The 26,050-nt window shown below is 41.1% G+C and carries 25 protein-coding genes; all 25 read right to left on the bottom strand.

Going from position 1 to position 26,050, the window contains the following annotated elements:
- Positions 1 to 114: 114 nt before the first annotated feature.
- Positions 115 to 903, bottom strand: coding sequence for an endonuclease NucS (gene nucS, locus HXT55_RS01050; RefSeq protein WP_174142960.1), 789 nt, complete (start codon positions 901 to 903; stop codon positions 115 to 117).
- A 41-nt stretch (positions 904 to 944) separates the two neighbouring features.
- Complete coding sequence (locus tag HXT55_RS01045) at positions 945 to 2,417, bottom strand: amino acid permease (RefSeq protein WP_174142961.1); 1,473 nt, start codon at positions 2,415 to 2,417, stop codon at positions 945 to 947.
- Between the two features lie 78 nt (positions 2,418 to 2,495).
- Positions 2,496 to 5,270, bottom strand: coding sequence for an FtsX-like permease family protein (locus HXT55_RS01040; protein ID WP_174142962.1), 2,775 nt, complete (start codon positions 5,268 to 5,270; stop codon positions 2,496 to 2,498).
- Positions 5,271 to 5,291: 21 nt separating this feature from the next.
- Entirely contained in the window at positions 5,292 to 5,993 is a 702-nt protein-coding gene (locus HXT55_RS01035; protein ID WP_004114181.1) for an ABC transporter ATP-binding protein, read from the bottom strand.
- Between the two features lie 79 nt (positions 5,994 to 6,072).
- Positions 6,073 to 6,693 carry a DUF5701 family protein gene (locus HXT55_RS01030; RefSeq protein WP_004114180.1) on the bottom strand — a complete coding sequence of 207 codons (621 nt, stop codon included), beginning with the start codon at positions 6,691 to 6,693 and terminating at the stop codon, positions 6,073 to 6,075.
- Between the two features lie 51 nt (positions 6,694 to 6,744).
- Positions 6,745 to 7,812 carry an aspartate-semialdehyde dehydrogenase gene (locus HXT55_RS01025; protein WP_174142963.1) on the bottom strand — a complete coding sequence of 356 codons (1,068 nt, stop codon included), beginning with the start codon at positions 7,810 to 7,812 and terminating at the stop codon, positions 6,745 to 6,747.
- Positions 7,813 to 7,900: 88 nt separating this feature from the next.
- On the bottom strand, positions 7,901 to 8,482 hold the full coding sequence (locus HXT55_RS01020; RefSeq protein ID WP_004114175.1) for an ACT domain-containing protein: 582 nt from the start codon (positions 8,480 to 8,482) through the stop codon (positions 7,901 to 7,903).
- 70 nt (positions 8,483 to 8,552) lie between these two features.
- On the bottom strand, positions 8,553 to 9,317 hold the full coding sequence (locus tag HXT55_RS01015) for an aspartate kinase (protein ID WP_004114173.1): 765 nt from the start codon (positions 9,315 to 9,317) through the stop codon (positions 8,553 to 8,555).
- A gap of 202 nt (positions 9,318 to 9,519) precedes the next feature.
- On the bottom strand, positions 9,520 to 10,128 hold the full coding sequence (gene recR / locus HXT55_RS01010; RefSeq protein ID WP_004114171.1) for a recombination mediator RecR: 609 nt from the start codon (positions 10,126 to 10,128) through the stop codon (positions 9,520 to 9,522).
- Between the two features lie 6 nt (positions 10,129 to 10,134).
- A complete protein-coding gene (gene dnaX / locus HXT55_RS01005; RefSeq protein WP_020760441.1) occupies positions 10,135 to 12,450 on the bottom strand; it encodes a DNA polymerase III subunit gamma/tau in 2,316 nt (771 codons plus the stop codon).
- 154 nt (positions 12,451 to 12,604) lie between these two features.
- A complete protein-coding gene (locus HXT55_RS01000; protein WP_014554843.1) occupies positions 12,605 to 13,015 on the bottom strand; it encodes an Rv3654c family TadE-like protein in 411 nt (136 codons plus the stop codon).
- Positions 13,012 to 13,410, bottom strand: a complete 399-nt coding sequence (locus HXT55_RS00995) for a TadE/TadG family type IV pilus assembly protein (RefSeq protein WP_014554844.1) — start codon at positions 13,408 to 13,410, stop codon at positions 13,012 to 13,014. The genes HXT55_RS01000 and HXT55_RS00995 overlap by 4 nt, the downstream gene beginning before the upstream one ends.
- A gap of 159 nt (positions 13,411 to 13,569) precedes the next feature.
- Positions 13,570 to 13,845 (bottom strand): DUF4244 domain-containing protein, encoded by a 276-nt coding sequence (locus HXT55_RS00990; protein WP_041160663.1) that lies wholly within the window; start codon positions 13,843 to 13,845, stop codon positions 13,570 to 13,572.
- A gap of 101 nt (positions 13,846 to 13,946) precedes the next feature.
- Positions 13,947 to 14,564, bottom strand: a complete 618-nt coding sequence (locus tag HXT55_RS00985) for a type II secretion system F family protein (protein WP_048730761.1) — start codon at positions 14,562 to 14,564, stop codon at positions 13,947 to 13,949.
- 30 nt (positions 14,565 to 14,594) lie between these two features.
- Positions 14,595 to 15,233, bottom strand: a complete 639-nt coding sequence (locus tag HXT55_RS00980) for a type II secretion system F family protein (protein WP_004114160.1) — start codon at positions 15,231 to 15,233, stop codon at positions 14,595 to 14,597.
- 30 nt (positions 15,234 to 15,263) lie between these two features.
- On the bottom strand, positions 15,264 to 16,322 hold the full coding sequence (locus tag HXT55_RS00975; protein WP_004574825.1) for a CpaF family protein: 1,059 nt from the start codon (positions 16,320 to 16,322) through the stop codon (positions 15,264 to 15,266).
- Positions 16,303 to 17,484 (bottom strand): hypothetical protein, encoded by a 1,182-nt coding sequence (locus tag HXT55_RS00970; RefSeq protein ID WP_103013275.1) that lies wholly within the window; start codon positions 17,482 to 17,484, stop codon positions 16,303 to 16,305. The genes HXT55_RS00975 and HXT55_RS00970 overlap by 20 nt, the downstream gene beginning before the upstream one ends.
- A gap of 117 nt (positions 17,485 to 17,601) precedes the next feature.
- Positions 17,602 to 18,960, bottom strand: coding sequence for a ClC family H(+)/Cl(-) exchange transporter (locus HXT55_RS00965; protein WP_020760132.1), 1,359 nt, complete (start codon positions 18,958 to 18,960; stop codon positions 17,602 to 17,604).
- Positions 18,961 to 19,072: 112 nt separating this feature from the next.
- Entirely contained in the window at positions 19,073 to 19,492 is a 420-nt protein-coding gene (locus HXT55_RS00960) for a fluoride efflux transporter FluC (RefSeq protein ID WP_004114152.1), read from the bottom strand.
- Complete coding sequence (locus tag HXT55_RS00955; protein ID WP_020760130.1) at positions 19,489 to 20,046, bottom strand: fluoride efflux transporter FluC; 558 nt, start codon at positions 20,044 to 20,046, stop codon at positions 19,489 to 19,491. The genes HXT55_RS00960 and HXT55_RS00955 overlap by 4 nt, the downstream gene beginning before the upstream one ends.
- Positions 20,047 to 20,093: 47 nt before the next feature.
- Positions 20,094 to 21,395 (bottom strand): adenylosuccinate synthase, encoded by a 1,302-nt coding sequence (locus tag HXT55_RS00950; protein WP_004114149.1) that lies wholly within the window; start codon positions 21,393 to 21,395, stop codon positions 20,094 to 20,096.
- Positions 21,396 to 21,499: 104 nt separating this feature from the next.
- On the bottom strand, positions 21,500 to 22,552 hold the full coding sequence (gene fbaA / locus HXT55_RS00945; protein ID WP_004573641.1) for a class II fructose-bisphosphate aldolase: 1,053 nt from the start codon (positions 22,550 to 22,552) through the stop codon (positions 21,500 to 21,502).
- A 111-nt stretch (positions 22,553 to 22,663) separates the two neighbouring features.
- Positions 22,664 to 23,023, bottom strand: coding sequence for a chorismate mutase (locus tag HXT55_RS00940; protein ID WP_004116348.1), 360 nt, complete (start codon positions 23,021 to 23,023; stop codon positions 22,664 to 22,666).
- 7 nt (positions 23,024 to 23,030) lie between these two features.
- Positions 23,031 to 23,528 carry an Lrp/AsnC family transcriptional regulator gene (locus tag HXT55_RS00935; protein WP_004114142.1) on the bottom strand — a complete coding sequence of 166 codons (498 nt, stop codon included), beginning with the start codon at positions 23,526 to 23,528 and terminating at the stop codon, positions 23,031 to 23,033.
- A 432-nt stretch (positions 23,529 to 23,960) separates the two neighbouring features.
- Complete coding sequence (gene rho, locus HXT55_RS00930; protein ID WP_004116351.1) at positions 23,961 to 25,955, bottom strand: transcription termination factor Rho; 1,995 nt, start codon at positions 25,953 to 25,955, stop codon at positions 23,961 to 23,963.
- Positions 25,956 to 26,050 lie beyond the last annotated feature (95 nt).

Below are 26,050 nucleotides of genomic sequence, written 5' to 3'. Positions count from 1 at the left end.
TGATTAATTACCAATCGAATCATGCCGCGCTTGAATAAATCTTGCGCGGCATTTTTATACGTAAATTTACGTAAATTTCGTAATAAATTACAGATAAAGCAAAAAATCGCTAAGCTAAAACAGGCGAAGATCGTTAGACTCAACACCGCGCATTTCATCGTAATCGAGGATTAAGCAAGTAAAGCCACGATCCTCAGCCAAAACTCGCGCTTGCGGGCTAATAGTCTGCGCAGCAAAAATACCTCGAACTGGTTTAAGCAACGGGTCTCGATTCAACAACTCACAGTAACGAGTAAGCTGCTCAACACCATCAATACCACCGTGTCGCTTAATCTCAATAGCAACATGAACACCGTTTGAATCCTGCGCCATAATATCCACGGGGCCAATAGCAGTAGGATATTCTCGGCGAACCAATGTAGCACCATCGCCAATACGCTCAATTTGCTCAGCTAAGTAGCGCTGCAAATGGTCTTCTACACCATCTTTAACAAGACCTGGGTCTGTGCCTAAATCATACGAAGAATCGCTATAAACGTGTTGCAGAACAATGCGAAGCAGGTCATTGCCCTTTTTTGCAGCAATTTTTAAAACAGTTCCGTCGCTAAAAACACGCGAAAAGTCGAAAGCATCCGCGCTACAAGCGCCGACAGAACCATCTGAAGAAACAGAACTCGAATCGTCGCACCCATCAGAACAATCGTTCTCTTTAGAAACATTTCCATCAATAACACGCATAGTGCAAGGAGCAACCATCCAATTAAGAGGTTTATATGACCCTAACTCTGAAAAAATCAGTACACTACCATCAGCCTTAATAAGCAACACGCGCTTAGCTGATGGAAGGCTTGCATTAAGCCTACCCGTATATTCTGCACTACAATCCGCAACAATAATTCGCACACAAAAAGCGTAACATAAATCGCGTAACTAGCTATCCAGAGCTACCTACCCAAAGCCGCCGCTAAATCGCGATTCTGCCAATGCTGATGCAGAGCGCAATAGCCTCCAAAAAGAACAAGCCAAATAAGACCGCCAATAGCAGATCCACGAGTATCCTCGCTAATAAACAGCGTTATGTACACAAACACAAAGAATGCAATAGTAAGAGAATTAAGCAGCTTATAATGCGGCATAACAAAACCATCTGGCATAAAATCAGCAGAAGCACGGTACTTTCTGTGCGTGACCATAATCAAAATGTAAATCATGATTATCACTGCAGAAGAGGCAGAAGCAAACACTATAAACGCTCCGTGAACTCCAGGAATCGAGTTAATAATCGGCGAGAACAGAATTAGTGCAGCAGAAAAAACGATTGCTCGTGCAGGAACTTTAGCGCGCGAAACCTTGCGCAAATGCGAAAGAACAGGCGAATTAGATTCCAACGCAATCTGATACATGTGGCGTCCTGCAGAATAAAGCAGCGAATTAAGAGCAGAAGATGCTGCAGTAATCACCACAAAGAACACAAGTGCAGAAGCCCAATGAAGCCCCGCATATTGGAAAACCATTATGAACGGAGACATATAAACGCCTTTAGAATCGGTAGCTTTAAATTGTTGCCAAGGAACAATTAGCATGATTGAAGCAAGCGCTCCAACGTAGAAAATCAAGATTCGCATAATAATCTCGTTGATTGCCTTTGGCAAAACTTGGCGAGGATTCTTAGTTTCCGAAACTGTAACGCCTACAAACTCAATAAGCTGGTATGCGTAGAACACCATTTGAAAACTCATCAAAAATGCCAACCATCCATTTGGCATAAGCGAGAAGTTGTTGAAAATATTGTCAAAGCCTGCGTGGCCTGCAGGATTTACAACGCCGCTAATCTGTGTTGCAGGGTAATGGTAGCCAATAATAACCATAACTGCAGCAGTTGCAATAAGAGCCACAATCAACGTGATTTTAATCATTGAGAACCAAAACTCTGTTTCGCCAAATAGCTTAACAGCAACCAGATTTATGCACACTAAAGCAGCTAAAAACGCTATTTCTATAAGCCATTTCCAGCTGCTAACGTCTATGCCAAAAGTTTGGAAAAATGTAACACAATACGTACTTACAGCCGTAATCTCACTCATGCCAATAAGTACAAGCACTATCCAATACGACCATCCTGCAAAATTGCCCCAGCCTTTGCCCAAGTATTTAGTAATAAAACTAATAAACGTATGCTGGTTTGGATCCTTGTACATAAGTTCGCCAATGCCTCGCATAAGCAAAAACATGATTAATCCAACGATTATGTACACAAGCATAATGCTTGGACCCGTAAGACTAATGGATTTGCCCGAGCCTAAGAATAGTCCCGTGCCGATTGTTCCGCCTATAGCAATGAATTGCACGTGTCTTTTTGTAAGGCTGCGCTCCATTTTGTTAGTGTGACCATTGTTAGTTTGGTCAATATCACTCATTGCTATAACTCCATTCTTTTAGCCGTGAGCTTTCAATTTTATAAGAACCCGTAAATATTTGAATTTCATTATTCAACTTTATTCAACACTTTTAAGCGAACTAACAGGGTCAATGCGGTCCAACGCGGGATTAGTTGACCATTGAACAACTAAAGCAAAGACCAGCGTTGCAAAGCCAGCAATAGCGTAGCTTAATGGAGATACTTCAACCTCAAAATACAGAGAAGGCATGCGCAAAGCATTTGTTAACAAGCCTGCAACCAATCTTCCAAGAGGCAGACCAACAAGAATACCAATTACAGTAAGAGTAAGCATCTCCTTATGCACGTAAGCATGAACTTCTCTACGATAAAAGCCAAGAACCTTTAAAGTTGCCATCTCTCGCGCACGTTCCGAAATATTAGTGCTTGCCAATGTAAACAGCACAGCTAACGCCAAACCTGCTGCAAGAGTTACTATAAGCGCAACCACAGCATTCATTAAATCAAAGCTAAACGAATGTTTCATGCGCGTAATGTTCATAACAGCTAACACGCCATCCCTATCTGCCACATGGTCTGCGTAACGCATTCTTGCATCATCGTCTCCACGAAGACGCATAATTAGCGCATTATTCTTAACATTTTTCCCATTTTTAAAACCGAATATTCTTTCATAGCAGCGAGAAGTCATATAAATATTTGAACCAATAAGATTACGCACGACTGCACGCAACTTCACTTTTGCGCGCTTAAAACTGGAGTTTGTTATTGTAATATAGTTTCCGCTCGCAATTCCCAACGACGATGCTGCACTCTGTGAAAGAAGCGGACCATCATCATTAAGTGAAATATTTTGCAAATTATTGTTAACATCTTGTAGACGAACCATATTAGACAAAGCTGCGGCATCTTTAACAACTACGATTTGTACGCTTTCAGAATCTCCAACGATTTTATTATGCGAATTGTTATTGGAATTGCTATTAGATTTACCATTATCTGCATCGCTTTTTGCGATTTCTCCAGAGCTAATGTAGGCAGGCAAAATGGTATCAACAAGATTGCTGGATTTATCTTTTTGCACACTTTTCTTCATATTTTGAAATGCATCTGGAGTGGAAATAGAAATCATATCGTAGCGGTAAATGCCGTCATATTGGCGGATTCCAAGAGTGGCTACAGTATCGTTTAATGCTAAAGCACACACGATTAATGCCGTGCAACCAGCTACACCGCCAATCGTCATAAATAGTCTGCCTTTAAAACGAGCCAGATTCCTTATAGATACTTTGTTGAGGAAACTTAGACGATTCCAGATAAAAGGTAAATGTTCAAGAAGCACGCGAGCGCCAGCTTTTGGAGATTTTGGACGCAATAATGCCGATGGTACTTGCCTTGTCTCCCTCCAGCTTACGATTATTGTGCATATTGCAACTGGTATTACAAACGCGAGTACACAAATCGAACCATAAAGCCAATCGTATCGTAAAACAACTCCTGGAACTGTGTACAATCCGCGCAAAATCTTAAGTAGTAAAGATGGAATTGCTAAGAATCCTAGAATATCGCCAATTCCGCCGCCTACTAGACAGGCAAAAATCGCAAAGAAAGCGTGCCTTGTTATTGCTGCGCAACGTCCATAACCTAAGCTTAAGTATGTTCCAATTAGTCCTCGTTCTTCTTCTACCATTCTTGCCATGGCTGTTAGGCTCATCATCATTGCCACCACAAGAAAAAGCACTGGGAAAGCGTATCCAAGAGATTGAATCGAGGCAACATCAGAACGCAAGCGAGTATAGCTCCCGTTTGATATGCGAGCAAAAATATGCCATCTTGCTTGAGGAACATGCTTTTGCACTTCTGGCTTAATTTTTGCGTAAATTTGCGCGCGAGCCTTAGCCAAAACCGAGTCGGGAGCGTTTTTAAGCATTGGCATATTGGCTATAGTTTGATCTACTTGTTGATTAGTCTGGTCTTTTACAACCTGATTTGTGCGCGCCTCTTGGCAATCGCTTTGCACACTGTCTTTAATCTGGTTTGAAGCATTTGCCACAATTGCGCGATACTTTTGCGAAAAATCGTTAACGCGTCGAGCCTCATTTAGGCGCACATATATAGCTGTGTATGGAAGATTATTTGTGCTTTCAGTAATCGCAGAGGTAAAAATAGGGTAGCGTGATATTACGGAATTGCGGAAAGCTTTTGATTGATACCCGTTTGGATTATCCAAATCGTTTACGTCTAACACGCTTCCTGTAATTAGAAGCTTATATTTTTGATTTTGAATCGGTTGATTAGACGAATTAGGCTGATTAGCGACTTGTTGCATACTCAAAAACAGTGTGCTACCAATGCGCAATCCGCTATTGTGCAAAAATCGCTCGGTTACTACAGCTTGACGATTGTTTGTTGGCATATTGCCACGCATTAAATGCAGACGATTCAGTTTTTTAACATTGTGATTATATTGAACTACGTTCATTGCATAAGACAAATTGGCATTATTCGAAGGATGAGCAGTAGCTTTAAACGACTTTCCCGCCTCTGCTTCACTAACAAATGGTAATTTTTTGATTGCTTTAACATCTTTGTCAGTCAAGCCAAGCGTAGAAACAATTTGTAGGTCGTAAGCTTTGAGCTTAGAGTAAGTATCATTTGCTCCAAGAAGCATATCGTTGCATCCTGCATAAATGCCAGTCATAACTGCAACGCCAAGCATTGCTATAACTGCTAGTATGCAAAAACGACGCCATTCGTGGAACCACATTCTAATAGCACTAATAAAAACCATTGGAAAAATAGAGCGTGAGCGCTTATTACGAATCGCATATTTACGCTTGATTTTCTTAGATTTTACAGTTTCGCTACTCACTACAAACCACCACTCTACAAATCACCATTCAATATCTGCAATTGCCGTAGGATTTTCTTGTACTGTTTCGCTCACGACTTTTCCAGAATGGAATCTCACAACTTTATGAGCCATAGGAGCAATAGCAGCATTATGAGTAATAATAAGAACCGTCATTCCTTCTTTTTGGCAAATATCTTGCAATAATTGCAAAACAGCTTTTCCGGTTTCATAATCTAGCGCACCCGTAGGCTCATCGCATAAAAGCAACTTAGGCTTTTTAGCAAGTGCGCGCGCAATAGAAACTCGCTGCTGTTCGCCTCCAGAAAGTTGTGCTGGGAAATTATTAAGTCTTTTTTCCAACCCTACGTCAATAAGTGTTTGAGCTGGATCAAAATGATCTGAGCAAATTTGTGAAGCAAGCTCCACGTTTTCTAACGCCGTCAAGTTTGGAACAAGATTATAGAATTGAAAAACAAAACCAATATCTTCTCTTCGATACTTTACAAGCCCACGACCATTTAGCTTTGTAATATTTAAATCACCAACAGTTACGCTACCGCTTGTTGCCGTATCCATACCGCCTAAAATATTCAATGCTGTAGTTTTACCTGCGCCCGAAGCCCCTAGTATTACGGTGAGCTTACCGCGCTCGGCTGTAAAACTAGCATCATCTAGAGCGCGCACAACACTTGATCCAGATGGATACTCTTTTACAACATGATCAAAAGTTATGTATGCCACAATACACCTTGCTTACTTACTACCTAATGACGCTTTTTCTATCAACTTCTTAATTTATTAGATTAATATTTAATACTCTTCATTGGAATAGAGATACACCACGACGTGCTGTACAATATGCGTTGCCAAGCCAAGTATGCCTTGAATTTGGCCATACAGCTCCAAGACGAGGAGCACCTTGACTCATCCAAATACTCGGCACTCTTCCATCGGAACTTTTAGACCCAAGAAGATTAAAACCATTTTTTATTTCAAGCCAGTCTGGATGCTGAGTAACAACCGCCAATCCTTCTTCTAAAGTCAAAGGAAGACGCTCGTCTGAATCTATAAGTTTTCTGGCAACATCTGGCTCACGATTCAAATACGATGTACCTGTATGAGGGTCTAATGCCAAGTAAAACGGACCTTCTGGAGGCTCAAAACCATCTTGTGGCAGGAAACTAGCTATATCTCTAGGCGGCATTGTTGTAAAACCAGCCATACGATCAATACTCGTCCTAGAAATTAAGGATTCTGGCGAAACTAGCTCACGAGTAGGCACAAGAAGAATATTAGTACCCAAATCGCTTTGATCAAGAGCGCGAATAAGCGGCAAAGCTAAAGCACGAAACGATGCAGCACTCATATCTGCAACATCTGGGTAGCCAAGAGCAACAATACGATCAAGCTGCTTTTGTATTTCTTGCGAAGCTATAGACATAATTACATTTTACGTAAAATTTTTTATAATAGCGAATTCGCGCAGGTCTAATCAATCCACAAAGTGTCGTTTTTTAGCTACGATTTCCGCCAATTGCACAGCGTTAAGAGCAGCACCCTTACGAAGATTGTCATTTGTAATAAACATTGCCAATCCGTGCTTTCCATCAACCGCTTGATCTTGGCGAATACGACCAACGTAGCTTGCAGACTTTCCTGCAGCAAGTTGCGAAGTAGGAATATCATCTAGCGCAACGCCAGCGGCCGATTTTAGCACTTCGCGAGCCATATCTGGAGTTACATCGCACTCAAATTCGGCATTAATGCTCATTCCGTGACCTGTAAAAACGCCTACGCGCACGGATGTGCAGCTTGCTGCAAGCTTTGGCAGATGCAGAATCTTACGACTTTCATTGCGGAGCTTTTGCTCCTCGTCGGTTTCTTGCGAACCATCCTCAACAATCGCACCAATGAATGGCACAACGTTAAATGCGATTGTGCGCGCAACTTTTGTTGGTTGCGGAAAATCAATAGCATCCCCATCAAACACAAGCTTATCCGCGCCCTGATCTAAGGCAGCTTGCGCTTCGTTCATAAGCTGCAACGCTCCAGCTCTGCCAGCTCCAGAAACCGCTTGATAAGAAGATACAATAAGTCGCTTTAAGCCAAAAGCATCGGAAAGCGGCTTTAAAACAGGCATGCACGCCATTGTTGTGCAATTAGGGTTGGCAACAATCCCACGCGGAATATCATTTAAATCTTCTGGATTTACTTCTGCAACTACAAGAGGCACATCGTTATGCATACGCCATTGAGAAGAATTATCTATTACTATTGCACCCGCATCTGCAAATCGCGGTGCCCACACTTTGGATGTTCCGCCGCCTGCGGAGAAAATCGCAATGTCAATTCCACTTAAATCTGCTTTTTCTACATCTTCTACAACAACATCTTTGCTGCGATATTTCAAAACAGTTCCAGCGGAGTGTGCGGAAGCCAAAAATCGCAAGTTTTTAATTGGAAAATCGCGCTCGTCTAATACGCGGCGCATAACCATTCCAACTTGGCCAGTGGCGCCTAAAACCGCAAGGTTTACGCCTTTGTTGCTTATAATTGCCATTTTGTCTCCCTTATTTTGCGTGTTTTTGCGATTTTCTTTGATTTTTGCGATTATTTAAGCGTGATTTTTGCGTAATTTTTGCGCGCGATTAGCGTCCGCTTCCTCCATAAACAACAGCTTCGACTTTGCTTGCGTCTAATCCGTAGGCTGTGTGAAGCGCACGAACCGCTTCGTCAAGCTGTTTTACTGGAACAATCGCTGCAATACGAATTTCTGATGTAGAAATCATAAGAATATTAATACCGTGATCGCTTAGCGCTGTAAAGAAGGTTGCTGCGAGACCAGAATAGGTTTTCATTCCAACGCCAACAACTGCGACTTTGCCAACAGAAGGGTCCACGTCCATAGACGTAAACTGCAATTCGCCGCGCGCGCCCTGCAAAACCTTGCAAACGGCGTCTAGGGACGAGCTTGGAGCCGTAAGCGATATGTCAGCCGTTTCGGTGGATGCGCTTGCCTGAGCAATCATGTCTATGTTAACGTCTGCAGCAGCAAGAGTTGTAAACACCTTTGCAGCGTTTCCAGGCTTATCGGGAACGCCTCGAAGAGTAATCATAGATTCGCTTCTATCGTGTGCAACGCCAGAAATCACAGGGGTCTCTGGGCCTAAGTCTGGGAATAAATCGCCCATTGTTGAGCGAATGTCTACATTTGTTATTTTATTTGCCATTTTTGCCGCCTTATGTCTATTGCCTATGCGTTCTGTCTGTTGTTATGCTTGTGTCTTCTTTAATAAATAATTAGTTTAAATTCGGCAAGCTCTTTGGATTTACTCCACTCGGCACAATTAATGTTCCGTTTCTGTGCGAAAACGAGCTGCGAACATGAAGAGGCATACTGAATCTTTGTGCGTATTCAACGCATCTCAAAGCTAACACTCGAGATCCGCAAGATGACATCTCAAGCATTGAATCATAATCGATAACAGGAATTCGCTTTGCGGTTGGAACAATTCGAGGATCTGCCGTAAATACGCCATCAACATCTGTGTAAATCTCGCAAACATCTGCTCCAAGAGCAACAGCAAGCGCCACTGCCGAAGTGTCTGATCCGCCTCTACCAAGCGTTGTGTCGTCACCAATCTCGCTGATTCCTTGGAATCCTGCAACAATAGCAACACTGCCTTTTTTAAGCGCATGCTGAACACGATCTGGCTTAACAGCGCGAATATGAGCTGCTCCAAATTGCGCGTCTGTCATAAATCCAGCTTGAGAACCAGTAAAAGAGTATGCGTGCGAGCCTTGAGCATGAATAGCCATTGCTAGAAGACTCATGGAAATACGCTCTCCTGCAGTCATAAGCATATCCATCTCTCTAGCAGGAGGATGCGCATTTACACTCATTGCTTGGTCAATCAAGTCGTCTGTGGTATCTCCCATAGCGGAAACGACAACAGCAACATCGTTACCAGCAGCTTTTGTATCAAGAATCCTTTTGGCTACACGCTGAATTGCGTCCGTATCTTCTACGGACGATCCACCGTATTTCTGCACTATAAGAGCCACTGTAACCCCTTATGTTCAGCCGTCACTATTATCTAAAGCACGCTAATGCAATAAGAATTAATCCAAATAAGACTAATCTAAAATTAGACTATCAACTGTGCTCTATTTATTTTTAGTTTTAGAGATATTATGAGTGGCGTATATACAACAAGCGGTTTCTTGCGACTTATCAAACGCGTTTGCTTATGAATTCACAAATCTTCTATACTTCTTGTCTTCCTGCAAATGCGCGACCAAGAGTTATCTCGTCTGCATACTCTAAGTCTCCACCAACTGGCAATCCGCTTGCAAGTCGCGTAATACTTATGTCAAGCGGCTCAAGCAAACGTGCTAAATAAGTTACTGTAGCTTCTCCTTCAATATTTGGGTCAAGCGCTAAAATGACTTCTTTTACTTGCGCGTCTTTTAAGCGCTCAAGTAGTTGCGTTATTTTTAAGTCTGCAGGTCCAATGTTTGCCATTGGATTAATGGCACCGCCCAAAACGTGGTAAACGCCAGCGTATTCGTGAGTTCTCTCAATGCTCATAATGTCTTTTGGCTCTTCTACAACGCATATTTTTGTGTGATCTCTTCGCGGATCTTGGCAAATAACACAAGGACTTTGCTCGCAAACATTTCCGCAAATTTCACAAAATCGCACATTCTCGCGCAAGTCACTGATTGCGTCAATTAAATCCTGCGTTTGTACATCAGATGATGAAAGTATATAGAATGCAATTCGCTGCGCGCCTTTTGGTCCTATTCCTGGAAGCTTAGAGAACGCATCAATAACTCTGCCTATTGCACCGTCATACGATGACACGTTATGCACTTTTACTTACTCCTCTTGCTTTCGCTTATGCAATCCTGCATTTTTAGGATTTTTTGGATCACTTGCAGCGAATTCTTTTACAGATTTCACCTCAAACATCTTCTCTAAATCATCTATGCTCAAATTGGTTGCCGACTCTAACGATTCGTCCTGCATTGAACATTCGTCTTCTTGCGCGCCGTTTACACCATCAGAGATTCGTGCTTTTGACTCATTATCTGCCTGTGATTCTGAATTTGCGCGCTGAGGATTTTGCTGGCTTATCTTCGACTTTTGCCCCCATTGCTGCGCGTTAGATGCAGCGTTATCTGCGTTTTCTGAATCGTTTACTACTTCAGCATTAAAATCTGCATTCTGTAATGCAGCAATCGCATCTCCCATTGGAGCAGATCCCATACCTGCCCATGCGTCATCTTTCTCAATATCTAAATCTAAAGCACTTTCTGAAATTGCAGAACCAGATAAATCGCTAGCCTCCGCACCAGCACTTGAATCGTCACTAGAGCCAGCATCATCGCTACTGGAATTCGAATTATTTGAATTTGAATCAGAACTTTTCTCGATTATTTTTCCGAATCCTTTTACGATTCCAGCTTTTCGCATAAGCAAGTCTCGCTTAACTTGTGCTAGTCGTTGCGGAGTCATTCTTGCAACAGACTCCACTTTTTCGCCGTTTGCAGCTACTAAATCTGGCGCTATTGCAACGTTTTTTCCAAATGCGTCTTTTACTTTGTTCATAACCACAACTGGCACTTTTTTACCATCGTAAGGTTCTGTTGTGCAAATCGCGAGCGCAAAAGCATGTTGGCTTATAGGCTGGTCAAAAGTTAATACAAGCCTTCTTTTTGATGCATTTCCATCGTCTAATCTAACTTTTGGAACGCGATCTCTCTCTACGTATTCACGAACATCGTCTGGCAGATTTTTAACCAGATTATCCCAAGTTTCGTCCACGTCAAGCTCTTGTGTTGTCTGTTTTTCAACGGTTGCAGTTGACCAATTCGCTTGCGTGTTATTGTTGATTTCAGATTTATCATCAAGAATTACCGAAGGAGCTTCAGCAATTTTTACTGGATTTACTGGATTAACAGGATTAACTGAATTTACAGCAGAATTTGAACCAATAAAATGCCTTGCAGAAGATGCAGGATGCGAGGAGGACTTTGCAAGAGATTGATTAGTGGCTTTAGAAAATGGTTCCTGCGCAGTAGTACTAGATTGCATATCAGCAAGAAGTCTAGCCATAAGAATCTCAAGATTCATTCTAGGAGAAACCGCATTTGCCATTCCCGCAAAAGCATTATTGACGATTTCTGCCATTTTGGACAAGCTTCTCAAAGTTAGCTGACTTGATTGTCGTTGCAAATCTTGCATGTCTTCTGGCGATAAATCGCCTAACAAGTTTTTAGCACAATTTGGACCAGCAGAAACCAAAAGCAACAAATCACGCAATCGTCCGAGAAGATCTTCCACAAACTTACGAGTGTCAAATCCTCCGACTACCACTTTTTGTACAACTTCATATAATTTTGCACCGTCTTTTTCAATAAGGGCATCAATAACATCTGCAATAAGATTAGAAGGCGTAAAACCAAGCAAAGCAACTGCTGAATCTAACGAGATAACACCATCATCTGAGCCAATCATAAGCTGATCTAAAACAGATAATGTGTCTCGCATGGATCCGCCGCCAGCGCGCATAGCAAGCCGCAAAACGCCCTTTTGCGCTTGAATACCTTCCTTTTTGCAAATGTCTTGCAAATACGGTCCCATTACTTCTGGAGGAACAAGTCTAAACGGATAATGGTGGGTTCTAGAACGTATAGTTCCAATCACCTTATCTGGTTCAGTAGTGGCAAAAATAAACATAACATGCTCAGGTGGCTCTTCCACAATCTTCAGCAAAGCATTGAATCCTTGCGGAGTTACCATGTGCGCTTCATCAAGAATAAAAATCTTATATCGATCGCGCGCTGGAGCGAAACCTGCACGTTCGCGTAATTCTCTAGCATCGTCAACACCATTGTGGCTTGCAGCATCTATTTCTACAACGTCTATTGAACCTGATCCGCCTGTTGCAAGATCTTTACAGCTTTGGCATTTTCCGCATGGTTTAGAAGTAGGACCCTCTTTGCAGTTAATACAACGAGCAAGAATACGCGCAGAGCTTGTTTTTCCACAACCGCGTGGACCCGAAAATAGGTAGGCGTGCGTTATTTTGCCTTGATCTAGCGCTCTCATAAGAGGAACGGTAACTTGATTCTGTCCTATCACTCCTTCAAACGTGTCTGGACGATACCTTCGATACAATGCAAGTGCCATAACTATAACCTACCGTCACCTGAATATTAGCTCAACTCTACTTGAGCAAAGTTTCTGTTCTATTCTAAACATTTAGACATTAACATGCTAATCGCCTATTAACATGCTACATTATGACCAATCGCATGAATACTTGATATTTTCCACACACTTATTAGTCGCAATCTATTAAACCAGCTCTAGCCATTACATTTATCTTATTAACCATAGGAAGTCGTAAAGGCACACTTAGACTGATTAATACATCATCATCTTTTTCAACACAAGATTCTATTTTCCCATTATTTGCCTTTGCTGTGCGCTCTGCAACTTGACATGCATCATCTTGCATATTTCTCATAGCAACTGCACCTGATATAGCCGATGCATTTGCAAGAGCGTAAGCTCGGTGTTTTTGCACCAAAATTGACCCTAAAGTCGCACAAACAACAAGCATAGAGCAGATTGCTATTACCAATCCTATGCCTAGCATAGTTCCAGAACCACAATCTGCTCTACGCAAATGTTTAAAACTGTAATATTGCGTATTCAAAATGCTTAATCGTTTACATATTTTTTGACTCATATTAAAACCTGGCTAATGCGAGCTTCCACAGACAATGGCAATACTTTTAAAGGGTCTGGCACAACTGGGCAGCTTACAACAATATCTGCCATATTCCCAACATATTTGACTTTTACAGAACTATTAACTCCAGATACTTTAGATACTATATTTTGCGCATCTTTAGAATTGTGGTGCGAAGCAACATAGTATGCTACTTGACCTGCTGCATCATGGCAATTCATTGTATTTACTACTGATTTACCAACAAAAAATAACGTTAAAGCAAGTACCACAACTGCAGGAAGAATAATAGCAAATTCTGCGGTAACAGCCCCAGAATCTTTTGAATTATTTATACAATTATTCTTAGTCGTTCTCTTATCTAAAATGTTCAAAAATACATGATTCTCCATTTTGTCTCGTTTCTTTTCGCATTAGTTAAAATCCCACAACAAATCACATAAACATCACGGTCAAAAAAACTTTATAAATATTTCATATCACGTTTTTCAAAGTATGTTTTAAGTTTCACGCAATGTTTCACAGTTTTACAAATGACTATTTACTTAAAGCTAGCTAACATGTAGAGCTTTTGTAACAAGCTCACTGATAGCTGTACGAACAGCATCTGATTTGGCAATAGCAATAAGCACTGTAGCAAAAGCTGTGGCAGCTATAAGAACAACAGCATATTCTGCCGTAACAGCCCCATCATCACACTGCTTTAAATCTTTGCTCAAACGATTCTGCACTCTATTACATGCTTGTTCAGCTTTAATTAATCCTTCATTCATTCGCATTGAACACATGCAATACCATGTTGACAATGCAGCAGTAATTAATCTCATAATCACTCACCGTTACCTTTCTTTTTGTTATTTTTATTGTTATTTTTCTTTTATTTATGTACCCAATATTGGGATACAAATTTTTTATTTTTAGATTGCGATTAATACATAAATGCAGATACTGTCGGCAAAATTCCTACGAAAATAAACGCTGGCAGAAAACATAACCCAACAGGCAGAAGCAGACGAACAGAAAGCCTAGAGCTTTCTTTTTTTGCCACGTTTCGCATAGATTGCTCATAATTTTGTAAAATCGCTATGAGTACAGGAACTGGAGAACTTCCACAACTCCATGACTCTCTAAGTGACTGTCTAAGCCACATACTTAACACAAAAGATGCAGATGGATTTTTATCTTTTTTATCGAAGCACACATAAGGAGCACTCCAAGCTTCTATCCAAGTATCTCCAGAAAGTAGTGCTTTAGAAACATTCCTTAGCCAAATCCCTTTTCCTCCAGGAATAGATGATCCAACAGCGTCAAGCGCTCTAGTAATTGCGACTCCACTTTTTAAAGCAACTATCATCATTTGCAAACCCAAAATTGGATCTATATCTTCAACTTTGTTACGCCTAAAATCGTAATTGTCTCTCATAGAAATCGCAGGTTTACAAGCGCGCTCATAGCACGGGTTAAGAATCATCTGTCTAGTAAAAAATTTGCATAATGTAACTATATAAGCTACTAAAATAATCCAGACGATAATTGCCTTAAACATTTTCCACGATCCTTAATAACCATTAACTCATTAATCGACATTAGAAACAGCACTCAGCATTGCTTTTTTAGATGACTTCATGATCCATGTAACCCATAAAAGACCGATTACATAAAACAATAAGCCAATACCTAAGAGTGCGTATCCTCTAGAACTTGTAAAAATCATCAATATTGGATTTACACCCAACAATTGTCCAGTAAGAAGAGCCAAAAATGGTAGAGCAGTTAGCAATCTAATAGTTGCTTTAGGCATCGCAAAAACTTCTGAGCTTAAATCATTAACCCTCTTATTGGCATGATAAGAGTCAGAAACAGCTTGAACGCAATCAGTCATAGAGCATCCTATAGAACTGCTCAATTCGTATACAGACATAAGCGATTGTGCAACCTTGCGCATGTCTTTTCTAACTTTACTTCTTTGGCGAGCGCTAAGATTTTTAATCCTATTAGAACAGCGAGAATCAATCCATTTAAACACCGATTCAACGTTTATAACTTGGAAATAGCTTTCGCTGTTATTGCTGTTGTAATTGTTATTGCCATTATCGGTCTCTTCAATAAGTCCATTGCGATTCTCATTATTGCTGTCTCCTCTTATAATCGATTCAAAAGAAGCACCAGAACGCAAAGAAGACACAAGAGCAGCTAGTGATTCTTCAATACCCATTTTCAAAAAATCCTTTACTGTCGGTATCAATTACAGAAACAACCCTGTATTCAACGGTAAATGCCATTTAACAGCAAAATTTTTCCAAGCAGACGTTTCCTCTATCTGAGCAGAAAAATTACTATCATTAGAATTAACGCAATTTTTCAATCTTAAAATTGGCACACCTTCTAACGCGCCAGAATCCGTAGAACGCAATACTCCAAGTTCTTTTACAATTCGCATACCATTTACTCTTTCTACATGTATAACAACATCAAAAGCATCAGCGGCAAGAGCACATAGTGAAGAAGGTTCCAGTCCTGCAAGAAGCCCTAAAGACATTAATCTGGCTGGCACCTTTTGGACTTTATCAGCATGCAAAGTTGTCATTCCACCTTTATGACCACATGTAAAAACGCGTAATAAATCAGCTATTTCTTGACCTCTGCACTCACCTAAAATAATTCTGTCTGGTCTCATCCTCAAAGTTGCCTTTACAAGATCCGACAAGCCAACGCTGCCTACTCCTTCAACGTTTGCTTCTCTTGTAGCTAAAGACACATGATCCTTAGATAATGAACCTAATTCTCTTGTTTCTTCAACAGTCACTATTCTGTCTTTTTCATCACAAGAAGCTAAAAGAGACTTCATTAACGTTGTTTTACCAGAGCCAGTGCTTCCCGTAATCAAAATATTCGCACGTTGAGTTACCAATAAATAAAGTATTCTAGATAATTCAATAGGAAACATTCCTCTACTACTTAACTCTGTTAAGCAATAGCGTTTTAAAGCGGGAAAACGAATCGAAATAGCAGCACCACTTAAAACTATTGGAGCAATAAGAGCGTGTACTCGCACTCCTACTGGGCTAGAAGCATCTGCGATTGGGCATGAATCATCTAATCTTTTGCCTAATTGTGCACAAAGCCAAACTGCATATTCTCGCAAAATCATAGGATTATCAAATGGAATTCTTGGATTGTACTCTTGCAACCCAAAACCTTTATCTACCCAAACGCGACCTGTGTCTGTAACAACAATATCTGTTGTTTGAGGGTTATCCGCAAGCTCTTGCAGAATGCCAAAATCAATATCTTCTAAAACCATGCTTACCCCTTGATATTTTTGAGAATCTTTCAGATTCATATGATTGTGAATTTGATTGTTTATATTGTTGTTCAGATTGTTTTCCAGATATTTTCAAAGAGGAATTAGAGGAGTCTCCAAGCAACCATGTTGTTATTTTTTCTATTGGAATTTTGGCGGATTTTGGAATATCTCTTATACCGTAACCAGATATTATGTCTTCGTACATTTTAGGATCGTGACCAATTGGGCCTTCTACATCGCAAAGCAAATAATCACAAGCTTCATTAACATTTACAGGGCAAAACCTTTTAGAAAGACCACGCGGATTTAATCCTGCGACAATAGAAGTTTGTTTTCTAGAGTAATCTTTATGGTCAGATTCTAGGCTTCGCCAATATGCGCGCAATCTGGCAAGACCAAGAACACTAAGCTCTGCAGCAAATATGGTTGGAACTTGCGCTAAAGTTGGAAGATTCTTTAAAAGCCTTCTTGCTGAAAAACCAGATCCAATATCAACAATTACTACATCACAAGCGTTGGAAAGACCTCTAATAGCAGCTTCAATAACCCATGGCTTAGGCTCTTCACTTTTCCAAGGAGCGTAAGCCAAAATATCAACGTTATTCCAGTGCAGAAGTTCACAACGCAATACATATCCGTCTAATCGTCCTAAAGGAGCTTGAACCTCTTGCAATCTTCTACCCTCGTCCTGCTCCAATCCCAACAAAACATCTAATCCGCCGTTAGAAATATCTGCGTCGATTAGTGCAACAACATATTTTTTACTAGATATATGACTTGCCAGAAGAGCAAGAGTAGTGCTTAAACCAACTCCATCATTTGCCGATGAACCGATTACAACATTTTTTGGAAAAGGCTTTAGCGAATAGTTCAAGCTACCAATATTTTTTTGAACACTATGATTATCTAATGCATCAAAATCGCTATGAACTGAAGTAGAAGATACACCAGTCGCGTAATCTACATGATTTGCGTAATCTGCATTATCCACATGATTCGCATGATTCAAAGATGCGATAACAGTCGAATCTTCCAACTTATTACTATCAGATGTACTTTTGCGCATACTTTTTATCACACTCGCCTGAGGCGGGTACGTTTCTATAATGCGCGGAACGCAAGAAGGAGCATCGTAATTATCAATAGTCATATTGTCCATGTGGCTATTGAATCGCATACTAAACCATTAGGCAATACTATTTAAACAATGTGGTTAAAGGATCAATAAACGTTGCAATTCCGCCAAAAAGTTATCCACATTGCTGTTTTTGTTGTATTAACGCACAAGTTTTGGATTAGAAGCCATATATCTTTCCAGAAGTTCGCCATAGATTGGCTTAGTGTGCAAAATATCGGATACAAGAAGCGCAATAAAAGCAGATGCAGCAACTGGAAGAGTGTGAATCATTGTTCCCGACATTTCTACAGTTAGCAAAATCGAAGTGAGCGGAGCTTTTACAGAAGCCGAAAGCGTGCCAGCCATAACACACACTGTAAAAATTGGCATTAGCTTTGCGTCAATGCCAAGAATCGGAATGCTTATTATTGCGCGAGAAGCAACGCCGCCTGCAAGTGCGCCGACAGCAAGAATTGGCATAAAAATTCCGCCAGGCGCTCCGCATCCAAAACTTGTAGAAGTAAATAGCATTTTTGCAACAAACAGGATGCACAGAAGCGCTATGCTTGCTTTTCCATATTCAGAGAGCTTAACAAGATTCGATCCTCCTCCAAGAACATCTGGCAAATATAAGCCAACAGGAATCGCGATTAAGCATGCTACAGATACGGGAGCCCACTTTGGCAAATACTTATACAGCGTTTGTAATCCAAGCAAGGATCTGTTCATTAAAGAGCCAATAAGCCCTGCAAAAATGCCAAGTGGAATCAGCCAAAAATGAAGTGTCATTGGTAAGTCTGGAATTCTTCCAAAGTCTAAAACAGGTCGAAGTCCAAAGCATGTTTGAGACACAAAGTCCGCGCAAATAGATGCAGCAGCAGCTCCCATAAGAACTGTAGAAGACAATCCGTGTTGAACTTCTTCCATAGCAAACATAAGCCCAGAAAGTGGAGCGCTAAACGCTGCAGATAAGCCAGCTGCCGCTCCAGCGGTTACAACATAATGCTCTTGCGTATCGTTTTTATTGCCCTTTCTAAAGATGCGAGACATCATTTGCGCGCCGCAAGCTCCGATTTGAATCGAAGGGCCTTCGCGCCCAAGAGACAAGCCAAATAGCGAACCCAACAATCCGCCTACAAATCGAACAGGCAAAATAGTGTTCCAACACATTTTTAGACCGCGTTGAACGTATCCAACAACTTGTGGAATGCCGCTTCCAGACGCCATACTTTCTTTGCGACTCATCCAGCCAATAAAAAGCCCAGCAGCAATTGCAAAAACCACGCAAGGCACAATCCAAAGCATGTTTTGCAATATTTGCGCATACATCCATCGCGCAAAATCGGTTCCGTACTCAATCCCAAGTCTATAAGTTGCTACAAGCGCACCAGAAACAAGACCAACAACTACGCCAGCAAGAACCATCTTCCATCTAAGATGCTTAAGCGTTTTAAGAACGCGATCAGAAAAGTCGCGCAAAAAATCGCGTATAAAACCGCCTACGTTCTTTAAAGTCACAATAAACCTATTCTTAAATCAAATCGCAAACAAATACATCAAGCATTTTAACATTTTTAATAACACAATAAATATAAATTAATAAAATACGTCAATTAATAAAATTCAAAACTTAAGACTTTAGAAGCATAAATATTACAAATGACGGTCCAGCGTATGCAATAAATGCGCACAAGAATGGCACTATTAGTTCGCTAATAAAAAGCCATAGTCCAAGCTTGATTTTCTTTAGCTTAAACAGGCTTACGATTTCTAAGATTGCGGTTGAAAACGTTGAAAATCCGCCTAAAAATCCCAATGCGCACGTGTAAATAATAGTCGAAGCAAAAGTTAAATCGTATATAATCGAAGAACTTAAAAATACAACTAAGCCCATTATAAAAGACGCAAAAGCGTTGATTAGCAAAGTTGCGATTGGAAAATCATGGTTATAAACGCGCCCGATTGCGTCAGATATTGCACAACGAAGAACGGCGCCAAGTCCAGCGAAAACAACAGGCAGCCAAAAAAGAACATATGCGTAAGACATCATTTTGCACCGCCCCTGTTAGCGTCTATTTTATTGATGACGTTTGCATCACCAGCATTTTTTACGCTGCCATTGCCTTTAAAAGCAAAAATTTTATCTCCAATTAGACTCCCAACAAGCACTGCTAAAACGCCAAGAACCATAGACAACGCCATAATGGCAATTACTTCTACAATGTTCATTGCAGTAAATGCGGAATGCGCGCCCTCAAAAGCAAAAGTAGACATTGTTGAAAGTCCGCCGCAAAATCCTGTGCAAAAACCGTATTTTATTAAGTCTTTGTTCTTGCAGCTCTTCCCACTTACAACAAGTGAACTTACTAAAGCAAGAATAAAACATGCTAAAACGTTCGACAAAAGAGTTGCAAAAGTAAAGCGGCTAAAAAGCATAGAATATCCCGAGTCCCAATGCATGCCGTGCGTAAAACCACTTATTTCACTACGCACAAAAGCGCCAAGCAATCCGCCAATAAACACAACAAAATATGTTTTTGCACCAAGTGATTTATGCTTATGCTTTTTAGGCAAGTCGTGGCAATTACTGCTTGGAATACTCATAGTTTTTAGCCGCCTTAAATAGCCTTAAATAGCTATTCAAATAGTCACTAATCAATCAACGAATGAACGCTAATAATGTGGTCGCGCTGAGGACCAGTACCAATTGCCGAAATGCGGCACTTTGAGAGTTCTTCTAAGCGCTTTACGTAGCTTTGAGTATTTGCTGGCAATTCTTCAAACTTGTGAATTTGCGAAATATCCTCACTCCATCCTGGAAGCATCTCGTAAACTGGCTTAGCGCTAGCAAACAGAGACTGATCTACTGGCATTTCGTTCATTCTCTCAACGCTTCCGTCAGACAAAGTTACATCGTAAGCTACGCAAACTGGAATTTCTTTTAAGCCAGTCAAAACATCTAACTTAGTAAGGACAATATCAGTTAAGCCATTTACGCGAGTAGCATAGCGGCTTACAACGGAATCAAACCATCCGCATCGGCGAGGGCGACCAGTAGTTACGCCATATTCGTGACCCTGCTCACGCAGCCAATCGCCACTTTCATCCAAAAGTTCCGTAGGGAATGGACCTTCACCAACACGAGTGATATAGGCTTTAGCAACTCCAATTACTCGCGTAATACGAGTTGGACCAACGCCAGTTCCCGTGCAAGCACCTCCTGCAGTAGGATTTGAGGATGTTACAAATGGGTAAGTTCCATGATCGACATCCAGCATGGTTGCCTGACCGCCTTCAAAAAGCACGGTTTTGCCATTTTCTATAGCCTGATTCAGTATAAGCGAAGTATCTGCAACATAAGGCTTCAAACGCTTTCCAAGCTCCACAAGCTGTGCTGTAACATCATCAATATCTATTGGATGCTGGTTGTAAAGTTTAACTAACATCTGATTCTTTTGATGCAAGCTAGCTTCAACCTTATCCCTCAAATGCTCTGCATTAAATAAATCATGCACACGAATACCAACGCGATTAATCTTATCTGCATAAGTCGGGCCAATTCCGCGACCTGTTGTACCAATCTTGTGCTTGCCAAGGAACCTCTCCGTAACCTTGTCAATTACGCGATGATAAGGTGTAATCACATGCGCAGACTCGCTCACTTTCAAACGAGAGCAATCAACACCTCTAGATTCAAGTGCGTCAATCTCCTCAAACAGAACTTCTGGGTCTACAACAACACCATTACCAATAACAGGAGTTACATTAGGGCTGATTATACCGCTAGGAAGTAAATGCAAAGCGTAAGACTCGTTTCCCACAACAACAGTATGTCCAGCGTTATTACCGCCATTAAATCTTGCGACAATATCTACCTTAGAACCAATTAAATCAGTCGCTTTGCCTTTACCCTCGTCACCCCATTGAGCGCCAATAAGCACAATTCCAGGCATGCTGAACCTCCATTTTTGGGCTAACGTTGCCCAAATAAACACAATTCCTACGTGTTAAGACTAGCGCAAAGCCAATACCGAATTTAATTTGCAACTTGATGAACTTATAAGGCTTTACCGGCAGAGCCAAGCTGTACACAGGCTTCAACAACACGCTGAGCCATTGCTTTTTCTGCCTCTTTGCCCCAAGACCTTGGGTCGTAGAGTTTTTTGGCTCCAACTTCTCCGTCGATTTTAAGAACTGAGTCGTAGTTGTGGAACATGTGATCTGCTATCGCTCGAGTAAACGCATATTGCGTGTCTGTATCGATGTTCATTTTTACTACGCCGTAGCTTACAGCTTGCGCAATTTCTTCGGGAGTAGATCCAGAACCTCCATGGAATACCAATAAGAATGGTTTTGTTGGCACACCAAACTTGCGATTACATAAATCAAGCTTGTACTTGTTGTATACAGCGCTTTGAATGTTGTCTAGCAACTGTGGTCGCAGCTTAACAACACCAGGCTTGTATGCACCATGCACATTGCCGAACGTAAAAGCAGCCATATATCTTCCGCTCTCTGCCAAACCTAATCGTTCAACTACTCGCATAGCGTCCTGCGGCGTTGAGTATAGTTTTTCATCAATGTCTGCTCTATGACCGTCTTCTTCGCCTCCCACGGCCCCAATTTCAATCTCTAACACCGTATGAGCCTTCGCCGACGCCTCAAGCAATTCTTCCGCAACGTCTAAATTGTGTTCAAGCTTAACTGTGGATCCGTCCCACATATGCGATTGAAATATCGGCTCTTTGCCGTGCGCAACTTGATCCGCCTCATAAGCCAAAAGTGGCTTAATCCAGTCATCTAAATAGCCTTCTGCGCAATGATCCGTATGTAAGGCAACGGTAATATTTGGATACTGCGCTGCTACTTGATGCGCGAATTGAGCAAACGCTAGCGAACCGACAACACGATTATTTACGCACTGTCCCGAAAAATACGCGGACCCCCCAACGGATACTTGAATAATTCCGTCGCTTTGCGCTTCTGCAAATCCTTGAAGTGCAGCGTTTAAGGTCTGCGTGCTAGTAACATTAATTGCAGGATATGCGTATCCGCCTTTGCTGGCGGCATCAAGCATTTGCGCGTAACGTTCAACAGTTGCGATAGTCATATTTTTATTATGACTCTAAGCGCGCATATTTTTTTAGATTTTGCTAGATTTTTTACTAAATTTGACTAGATTTTTGATTAAATTTTTGATTAAATTTGTAGCTATTTTTAACTATTTCTGGCTATCTTTTATTTCTTGATGGCGCTTTTTTGCGGCAGCTAAAACAAAATGTAAATATTCGAGCGCGATTTCTTCTTTTAATCCAGATTCTTCAGCAATTTTTTTAAGTCGATTTGCTTGGCGATTTTCTCTAGATTTATCTTCCGCAGCAAGATTTGCGCGAGCTTTTATTTCTCCGACTTTTTCCGTAACTTTAAAACGCTCTGCAAGAAGTGAAACAACTGCATTGTCAATATTGTCAATCGATTGACGCAACGCAAAAATCTCGCTTATTGAATCGTTACAATCATTGCAACTCGGTTCAATCTGATGCTTACGCGCGCCAACCGATTCTTTAGGAAATTCACACATATTACTTCTAGTCGAAATAAGTCTGCAAAACCATAGTTGTTTCTGTGCTAACTGGCACAATCCTATGAATCGTGTTAATTAGCTCTTCTAGCTTGCTAGGTGTAGCAACACGAACTACGAGCATGAAACTTGGGCTTCCAGTGATAGAATAGCAGGCTTCAATACCTTCAATATCTTTCAACTTGGCTGGAACAGATGCTTCTTGCTCAAAGTCAAGAGGTGTTACAGCAACAAATGCGCTTACTGGCAAGCCTCTGCGCTCATAGTCAATCAACGCACGGTAACCAGTGATAATTCCTCTGCGCTCAAGCTTTTGTACTCTAGATTGTACGGCAGAAACCGATAATCCAGATGCTTTAGCTAGTCTGGTTAATGTTGCACGACCATCATGTTCAAGAATATCTACAATAATCGCATCTGTAGAATCTATAGGAGCAACTGTGCTCACATTAGCGTTCAAGCCAGAAGGAATATTATTTTCAATCTTATGAGAGTTTCCTGTCATACGACCTCCATCCTCATACAGCGCATCTTCCTGAATACTGTTGTAGATTTCAGATTGCGCTACCCTGCAGTCTCTTCAATCGTATCGTATTTTTTAACGAAAAAGAACAAAATTATATAAAAAATCACGGTTTTTCACATTAAATATCAAATGTTTATGGGAATAAACTTTTGACAAGTAATTATAATTATTTAATTTTCATTATTTACATATACATAATCAATAGTAAAAATTACCAAGAATAGTGTATTTTATAAGAAATTAATTATATATAAACGTATATTTTTTTATTTTAAAACACAAAATAAGTCTGTAATAAAAACAGTATTAAAAAATAAACAATAAAAATTACCCCTCGATTGATCAAACCAAGGGGTAATTAAAGTGTATTTTTTAAAGTTATATTTATAAAATTACACGAACATAACCTACTTAAGCAGCGGTTGCTGGCGACCCGCCATTTGTAGAGTTATTCGCTTGCTGCACAATCGCCGCGAGAAAATCGCGATTCGACGCAGTTTTCTTTAAGCGTGGCACCAAAGTCTGATAAGCCTGCTCTGGCTCAAGTCCGCCAAATAGTCGCCTTAAGCGATAAATAATAGGCAATTCTTGAGCAGGAGTAATCAACTCTTCGCGGCGCGTGCCAGAAGAATTAATATCCACTGCTGGGAACAAGCGCTTATCTGCCAAATCGCGACTCAAGCGAAGCTCCATGTTTCCAGTGCCCTTAAACTCTTCGAAAATAACTTCATCCATCTTTGAACCAGTTTCCACTAAAGCGGAAGAAATAATAGTCAAAGAACCGCCATTTTCAATGTTTCGCGCGGCACCAAAGAACTTTTTAGGAGGGTAAAGCGCCTGAGCATCCACGCCACCAGAAAGAATACGACCAGATGCAGGAGCAGCAATATTGTATGCACGAGCAAGACGAGTCATAGAATCAAGAAGAACAACAACATCTTGGCCAAGCTCTACAAGCCTCTTAGCACGCTCAATCGCAAGCTCCGCAACAGTAGTGTGGTCTGATGCTGGACGGTCAAATGTAGAAGAAATAACCTCACCCTGAACAGTGCGCTCCATGTCGGTAACTTCTTCTGGACGCTCGTCTACAAGAACAACCATCAAATGCACTTCTGGATTATTAACAGCAATCGCGTTCGCAATATTTTGCAAAGTGATTGTTTTACCAGCCTTAGGAGGCGAAACAATCAAACCACGCTGACCCTTACCAATAGGAGCCACAAGATCAATGATTCTGCCAAGCATACGATTTGGCGTAGTCTCCTGCTTTAAGCGCTCTTGCGGATACAAAGGCGTGAGCTTAGCGAATTGTGGACGATTCTGAGCATCTTCTACGCTCATGCCATTAATGCTGTCAACGCTTTGCAAAGGAACAAATTTTTGGCGCTGATTCCTACGATCACCTTCGCGAGGAGCACGAATAGAACCTTGAACCGCATCTCCCTTGCGCAAACCATACTTTTTGATTTGGCTCATAGAAACGTAAACATCATTTGGACCAGGCAAATATCCAGAAGTGCGCACAAACGCATAAGATTCAAGCACATCTACAATACCAGCAACTGGAACAAGCTCTTCTTTTGGTTCCTCTCTACGAGAAGCTGATTCACGAGACTCGTGGTCTTCACGAATATCATTGCGATCAGAACGATCATTCCTCGTAGGTCGATCTTCACGCTCTAAATGATCAGAGCGATCCGAGCGTGAATCGTAATCATCTCTATCGCGTCCACGACCACGCATACGACGTTGATACCTGTCATTCCTATCTGAATGCGTATCATAATCGTCATCGCCATTAGAACGCGAAGCTCCGCGTTGCCTGCGAGATTCAGAATCACGATTTGCGTTAGAATCAGAAGACTTTTCACTTGGCAAAGTAGCAAGAATCTGATCTAGATCATCTTCCGTATCATCTGCATCATCCGAGTTATTTCCGCGATAATTATCTTTAAAATCAGACTGACGACGACGCTGAGATTGATTATCACGCGTAAACTCACGACGACGCCTAGACTTACCGCTTCTATTTGAATCAACAGAATCATCAGAATCAGAAGATTCAACAGAATCAGGCAAGCCGAGATTTTCTAACAAATCCTCATCAGCAGATTTACGAGCAGACTCACCACTATCATCATCAAAATTGCGACGCGACCTAAAAGATGAAGATGAATCGTATTTAGACTCATCCTCATCATTAAGCGACGAACGACTATCCCTAACAATGCTTTTAGGAACATGTACGCTAACTCCTGCTGGCGCATCCCCACCATTGCGCGCAGCGGTAAGCGTAGCAATCAAATCCGGCTTACGCATTGTAGACGTACCGCGCAGGCCCATTTGCTTCGCAAGATCCTTAAGCTCAGAAAGCTTCATATCATCAAGATTTTGGCTTGTTGCCACAGTTATACCTTTCCCTAACCCCAAGAAACAAACTACTTGGAGCTTTACATGGAAGATTTCGGAAAAATCCGTTGTGAATACAACGATAAGCACAT

The sequence above is a fragment of the Gardnerella sp. KA00718 genome (assembly GCF_049244285.1).
Lineage (GTDB): Bacteria > Actinomycetota > Actinomycetes > Actinomycetales > Bifidobacteriaceae > Bifidobacterium > Bifidobacterium vaginale.
This window is presented reverse-complemented; position numbering and strand designations above follow the sequence as displayed.